Source organism: Huintestinicola sp. (genome assembly GCF_050874005.1).
Taxonomy (GTDB): domain Bacteria; phylum Bacillota; class Clostridia; order Oscillospirales; family Ruminococcaceae; genus Huintestinicola.
In genome coordinates this window covers 1-6,210 of the sequence record NZ_JBNMJV010000075.1, presented here as the reverse complement: position 1 = coordinate 6,210, position 6,210 = coordinate 1, and the positions used below count along the sequence as shown (strand labels likewise).

Genomic DNA, 6,210 nt, shown 5'->3' with positions numbered 1-6,210 from the left:
TGAAATGTATGACACCTATGGAATATCACTCGGCAGCGGCGGCGTAAAAAATCCACCCTGCTGCGCAGCAGGGTGGATTTGAACAAACTCTAAATATTCTTTTGTTTTTTCAGCTGTCTACTTGACAGGGGGCACTCCAAAGTGTTTCCGGGAAGCGGTTTTTTCACAAATGTATTAGTGATAAAAATGTGAAAGTATGCTGAAAATTACAATATTTGCATTGACTTTATCTCTTTGCGGTATTATAATATTCATTGAACATTTGTTAAATTAAAATTTATGGGGGAAAATCATATGGCTGAAAAAAGCAGCGGCAATATCCGCAAAGAACAAGCGGAAGCCACAAAGCGCCGTCTTATCGAAGCGGCAAAAAAAGCATTCTCCGAAAAAGGATACAAGGAAACCGCTGTCCGTGCTTTAAGCAGGAGTATAAATATTTCCGAAAGCTTGCTTTATCACTATTTTCCCGACGGCAAAAAAGAACTGTTCCGTGAAATACTGAAAGAGGAGCTTTCAGGCGTATCTGAAAAGCTGACACAGTTTGAAAATGACAAGGATATGGATATCCTGCCCATAGAGGAAGCTCTTGACAGGATATTCACGACCATTGCTTCCGTGGTTTCGGGGCATATCGACATTATAAGGATAGTTGTCAAGGAAAGCGAAGTGCGTAATTTTATCTCCAAAGACGATATTTGCAGACTCCTCGGCAGCCTCGGCGACCGGTTTGAGGAACTGCTGAAAAAGCGCATCGACTCGGGAGAAATAAAAAATATAGATTACAAAACCACAGCGCTTACCATTAAAGCTCTGCTTGTAAACTATACTCTTCTGAGAATTCTTGATATCGACAAAGAACTGCTGGACGATCCCGAACACCGCCGAAAAATGATAAATTATTATGTAAGTCTCTGGAAATGATCTTAACCGCCGGAAGATATGTCTTGCGGCGGTTAATATAAATTATCAGGAAAGGAAGAATAGCTGTCAATGCTTCAGCTGAAAAACATCGTAAAGCAGTACGGTGAGGGCGACACCGCCGTAACAGCGCTGAACGGAGTATCAATCACATTCCGTGAAAACGAATTCATCGCCATACTCGGTCATTCGGGCTGCGGAAAGACCACTATGCTCAATATCATAGGCGGCCTTGACCATTACACCTCGGGAGATCTGATAATCAACGGAGTTTCAACCAAAAATTACAAGGACAGAGACTGGGACGCTTACAGAAATCATTCTATCGGCTTTATTTTCCAAAACTATAACCTTATTCCTCATCAGACCGTTCTGGCTAATGTTGAGCTTGCTCTTACCATTTCGGGAGTATCAAAGGCGGAGCGTAGAAAAAGAGCCGTTGAAGCCCTTGAAAAGGTTGGACTGGGAAATCAGCTGCATAAAAAGCCCAACCAGATGTCAGGCGGTCAGATGCAGCGAGTGGCAATTGCCCGTGCGCTTATCAACAACCCCGATATTCTTCTTGCAGACGAGCCTACAGGCGCTCTTGACAGCGAGACCAGTATACAGGTAATGGAGCTGCTCAAGGAGATAGCCAAAGACAAGCTGGTCATTATGGTCACCCATAATCCCGAGCTTGCGGAACAGTATGCAAACCGTATCGTAAGAATAAAGGACGGCACTCTTACAAGCGACACCAATCCCTATACCCCTTCAAAGGAGGACGCTCCTGCCGAAGCAGCGAAAAAAAGAGTTTCGATGTCCTTCTTTACTGCTGTGTCACTTTCTCTCAATAATCTGCTGACAAAAAAGGGACGTACTATCCTGACTGCTTTTGCAGGTTCAATAGGCATTATTGGCATTGCGCTAATTCTTTCACTTTCAACAGGTATAAACGACTATATAAACGGTATCCAGGAGGATACTCTTTCCTCTTATCCGATTGATATTTACAGAGAGACCGCCGATACCGCAGGACTTATGAATTCGATAATGGAAAGCACAGGCAGAGGTACCGGCGGAAATGATGCTGAAGAAACCGAACTTCCGCAAAAGGTTTATTCAAACACGGCGGTATACGAGATATTCAACACTCTGAACTCCTCCGCAAAGCAGACAAACGATATGACCGCCGTAAAGGATCTCCTTGAAAACGATGAAACCATATCGGAAAATGCAAGCTCCATTGCTTATTGCTATGATGTTCAGATGCCTGTTTTTACAAAGGATCCTTCAGGCAAGGTAATAAAGTCCGAGTTTACAGAGTTTTATCAGAATGCAATGGGAGTGGATATTGATTCTTCCGCAGCTATGAGTTCAGCAATGCAGATGTCGCCTATGGGACAGCTGGACATTTTTGAGGATCTTCTCCCCGGAGATGAGCCTGACAGCGTAACCGTGATACTTACAAATCAGTACGATCTTGTTTACGGAAGCTGGCCGCAGAACTATGACGAAATAGTCGTCGTTCTTACAAAGGACAACGAAATCCCCGATATCATAATGTATTCACTGGGATTTAAGAACAACGACGATATGCCCGAGATCGTCAAAGCTGCAATGAACGGCGAAATGATCGAGGATTACGGCGTTACTGAATGGAGCTTTGATGAGATATGCAGCAAGGAATATAAGCTCATTCTTCCCTGCGAATATTATCAGCGCAGCGAAACAGGCAGCGGATATGTTGACCTTACTCAGACCGAAACAGGACTTGATTACATATATAGTTCGGACGATATCGGTACAAAGCTGAAAATAACAGGCTTTATTCGTCCTTCCGAGAATTCCACCGCTGCAATGCTGACAGGTTATATTGGCTATACCAAGGCGCTTACCGATTATGTCATCAACAAGACAAACGAAAGCGAAATCGTCAAGGAACAGTTTGCGGACGAATTCACAGACGTGATATCGGGACTTGCTTTCAGGACCGATGATTACATTGAACCCTCCGACGCCGAAAAAGCGGCTTCAGCAAAGGAATATATTTCGGGACTCAGCGTTTCCGAAAAGGCTGACGTATTCAGATTTATATCTTCCCAGCCCGATGAAAATGAGGTCAGCGCTTATGTTGAGCAGTATCTTTCTCAGGTAACAAGAAAAGACCTTGAGGAACAGATGGCAAGCTCCTATTCACAGCAGATGGGTGTTGAAGCGGACTCTGTCTCCTCTTACATCAGCCAGATGGACGATGAAACACTTTACGGCTATGCAGGAGACGCTGTAAAAGAGCAGTACTCTAAGCAGTATGCCGCACAGGCAGAGCAGCAGCTTGCCGCAATGACCGCTGAACAGCTTGCAATGGCAATGGATAACACAGAATTCACCGACAGTCAGTACGCTCTTGTTTTCGATGAATACACTCCCGAAGAATTTTCTTCTTCCACTTATGACGACAACCTTTCACTTCTTGGAAAGGTAGATTTTGACGATCCGTCTGAAATAAAGATATATGCAAGATCATTTGCTGAAAAGGACAGGATCTCCGACAGGATATCCGAGTACAATGATTCAGCTGATGAGGACAGCAAAATACATTATACCGATTATGTGGCTCTCCTTATGTCCTCCATAACGGATATCATCAGCGGAATTTCCTATCTGCTCATTGCTTTCGTTGCCATTTCTCTGGTGGTATCGTCAATTATGATAGGTATCATCACGTATATCTCGGTTCTCGAAAGGACAAGAGAGATCGGAATACTACGTGCAATAGGCGCTTCAAAACACGATGTTTCCACAGTTTTCAATGCAGAGACCCTGCTTGTGGGACTTACCTCAGGACTTATAGGTGTCGGAGTGTCCTATCTTGCAATAATACCAATAAACGCTATTGTTTATGATCTGACGAACATAGAGGGACTTAAAGCCTTTCTTCCTCCTCAGGCGGCGATAATTCTTGTGGCTATAAGTATGGTGCTTACTCTTATCGCAGGACTTATCCCCTCGAGAGTTGCTTCAAAGAAGGACCCTGTTGAGGCGCTCAGGACAGAATAGTATTATTTAATATCAAGACCGTTATAACGATTTTAATCGGTATAGCGGTCTTGTTTTATTGCGCTCTGCCTATTTATCCTTGCTTGTCTGTTCAAAAAATACGCTTGCTGTTTAAAAATTTGACATTTACGTGTATATCTGCTATAATATGGTAAACTCGGACATAAACGGAGAAGTGTAATTATATGAACATCAGAAAAACAGTCTTTTGATAAGAGATACTGAACAGAAATATCGCTGAAAGGACAGGTGAAAATATGCTTGAAACGTCAGATATAAAAACAGAACAGGGGAGCAATAAAGCTGTGTAGATCCTGTGGCTTTGAGAATGACAAAATAATTTGTTGGCTGCCGCCTTGATTTGCTTTTCAAATCACAAAACTCTAAAAAGGAATAAAAAAATGAAAATTGAAATTATAAATACCGTGAATGAATCCTTGAAATATATAGAAGCCGTTTTCTCAGGGCAGGATAAGGAACAGGCGTGGGAAAATATTGTAGTCGCTCCGTACTGGGAAAAGCTATTCTGTTATGCGCCTTTTGATCTCAGTGACAGAAAGCCGGCAGCGGTAATGGATATGACTGCTCTTAAAAGGCAGGCAGAAATAATGCAAAGCATTGATATCGGGAAACTTGAGAAAGAATTTGAAAGAGTAACGAAAATTCTGCCCAATTTTGATGATGACCCGATCACTGTTGTGCTCTTTCCGTCAGACAACGGGGATATTACCGTTAATGAAAAGCAAAACGGAGTTGTGGGCACATCTTTATTCGGAAATCTATATATTAAAATAAATCCGCTTATCGACGGATACGAAGACTGGATAAAATACGTTTTTGCTCACGAATATCACCATACTGTCTGGGGAAATTACTGGTATGTTTTAAACGGCGGAAAGCTTGACGGAAGCTTTATCAATTCACTTTTCATAGACGGTGAAGCGGACAGCTTTGCTCTGGAGATGTATCCCTCCTTAAAGCCCTTATGGATATTTGGCTTGTCGGAAGACGATAAGCGTTTCCTTTGGGAAAAGCATTATAAAAACATTGTCAATGAAACTAATGTTGATTATGACAAATATATGTTTGGCTCTGAGGAGGATGATATTCCCTGGTGTGCAGGCTATGCTATAGGATATATGCTGGTGCAAAACTGTTTAAAACAGCTTGGCGGAAGTGTAACGGAGATATTGAAAAATAGTCCGGCAGAGCTTTTCGGAACAAACTGACTTTGTACCGGGGCTGAAACAAAAGCTGGAAAGCTTAAATGTTCTATATCTGCTTATAGCACATTTGCTTTGTGAATACGGTTTCAGAATATTTCTCAAAAAAGCAATTATGTAATTTATTGCCAAAATTTCTCTTTGATCTTTTGTGTTAAAGTAAAAATTTTTTCTATCATAACTAATTTGCCTTTAACAATTTTACAAAACGTCAAATTTTATTCAAACAACTTGACTTTTTGTACATTTTTATGTGTAATGTAATTGTTACATTGTCAATTTTCGACATCTGCTTTTTAAACAGACGTTTAATTTTACATTTTCAGGGAAGCTGCTGTCTATGAAATCGACACGGTGTTTTCCTGTCAGGAGGCAAAATTATGATAAGGATCGACCCGACTATGTGTGTGGGCTGCAACGCCTGCATCAGAGCCTGTCCCGTTAATGACGCCAACATTTCCCAGCGTATTGAGGGCAGAGACGTTATTGACGTGAATGAAAAAAACTGTATCCGCTGCGGAGCCTGCGTCGAAGCCTGTTCCCACAATGCAAGATATTACGATGATGATACCAGACGGTTTTTCGGTGATATCAAAAGCGGAAAGAAGGTCACGCTGCTTGTGGCTCCATCTGTTCGTGTGGCTTTTGGCAGCAGCTGGAAAAACGTCCTTAAAATGCTGAGAAAATACGGCGCCGATAAAATATACGACGTATCTTTCGGAGCTGACATATGCACATATATGCATCTGAAAGCCATTAAAGAAAAACGGGTCGGAAAGATTATTTCTCATCCCTGCGCTGCACTTACGGACTACATACTGAAATACAGGCACGAACTTATTCCATATCTTTCGCCCGTTCACAGCCCGATCCTCTGCGGTGCAATTTACATAAGGTAACCTCTAAAAACCCTGGTATTTAAACAAGCGGAATTATATGAGGAAAATTTTCCGTGTCAAAAGCCGAAACAGCCTCTATTTGACCACAAAATCCCCTCTATTATTGCCCTTTTTCCTCAAAAGGGCGCAGT

General features: G+C 42.1%; 4 protein-coding genes. All 4 read left to right on the top strand.

Translation table 11 applies throughout. The features are described 5' to 3' along the window. Window positions 1-294: 294 nt before the first annotated feature. The 4 genes from ACR0QN_RS13835 to ACR0QN_RS13820 all read left to right on the top strand — a co-directional run bounded on the left by ACR0QN_RS13835 (window position 295) and on the right by ACR0QN_RS13820 (window position 6,079). A complete protein-coding gene (locus ACR0QN_RS13835; RefSeq protein WP_432651810.1) occupies window positions 295-921 on the top strand; it encodes a TetR/AcrR family transcriptional regulator in 627 nt (208 codons plus the stop codon). A gap of 69 nt (window positions 922-990) precedes the next feature. Beyond that, complete coding sequence (locus tag ACR0QN_RS13830; RefSeq protein ID WP_432651809.1) at window positions 991-3,957, top strand: ABC transporter ATP-binding protein/permease; 2,967 nt, start codon at window positions 991-993, stop codon at window positions 3,955-3,957. A gap of 401 nt (window positions 3,958-4,358) precedes the next feature. Beyond that, window positions 4,359-5,186 carry a DUF2268 domain-containing putative Zn-dependent protease gene (locus tag ACR0QN_RS13825; RefSeq protein WP_432651808.1) on the top strand — a complete coding sequence of 276 codons (828 nt, stop codon included), beginning with the start codon at window positions 4,359-4,361 and terminating at the stop codon, window positions 5,184-5,186. A gap of 374 nt (window positions 5,187-5,560) precedes the next feature. Continuing rightward, window positions 5,561-6,079: a [Fe-Fe] hydrogenase large subunit C-terminal domain-containing protein gene (locus ACR0QN_RS13820; RefSeq protein WP_432651807.1), complete on the top strand. Its 519-nt coding sequence runs from the start codon at window positions 5,561-5,563 to the stop codon at window positions 6,077-6,079. The last annotated feature ends 131 nt before the right edge of the window (window positions 6,080-6,210 follow it).

Excerpts from the sequence above, each read along its gene's own strand:
- ACR0QN_RS13825 (WP_432651808.1), top strand. The coding sequence starts at position 4,359 with ATGAAAATTGAAATTATAAATACCGTGAATGAATCCTTGAAATATATA.
- ACR0QN_RS13835 (WP_432651810.1), top strand. The coding sequence starts at position 295 with ATGGCTGAAAAAAGCAGCGGCAATATCCGCAAAGAACAAGCGGAAGCC.
- ACR0QN_RS13830 (WP_432651809.1), top strand. The coding sequence starts at position 991 with ATGCTTCAGCTGAAAAACATCGTAAAGCAGTACGGTGAGGGCGACACC.
- ACR0QN_RS13820 (WP_432651807.1), top strand. The coding sequence starts at position 5,561 with ATGATAAGGATCGACCCGACTATGTGTGTGGGCTGCAACGCCTGCATC.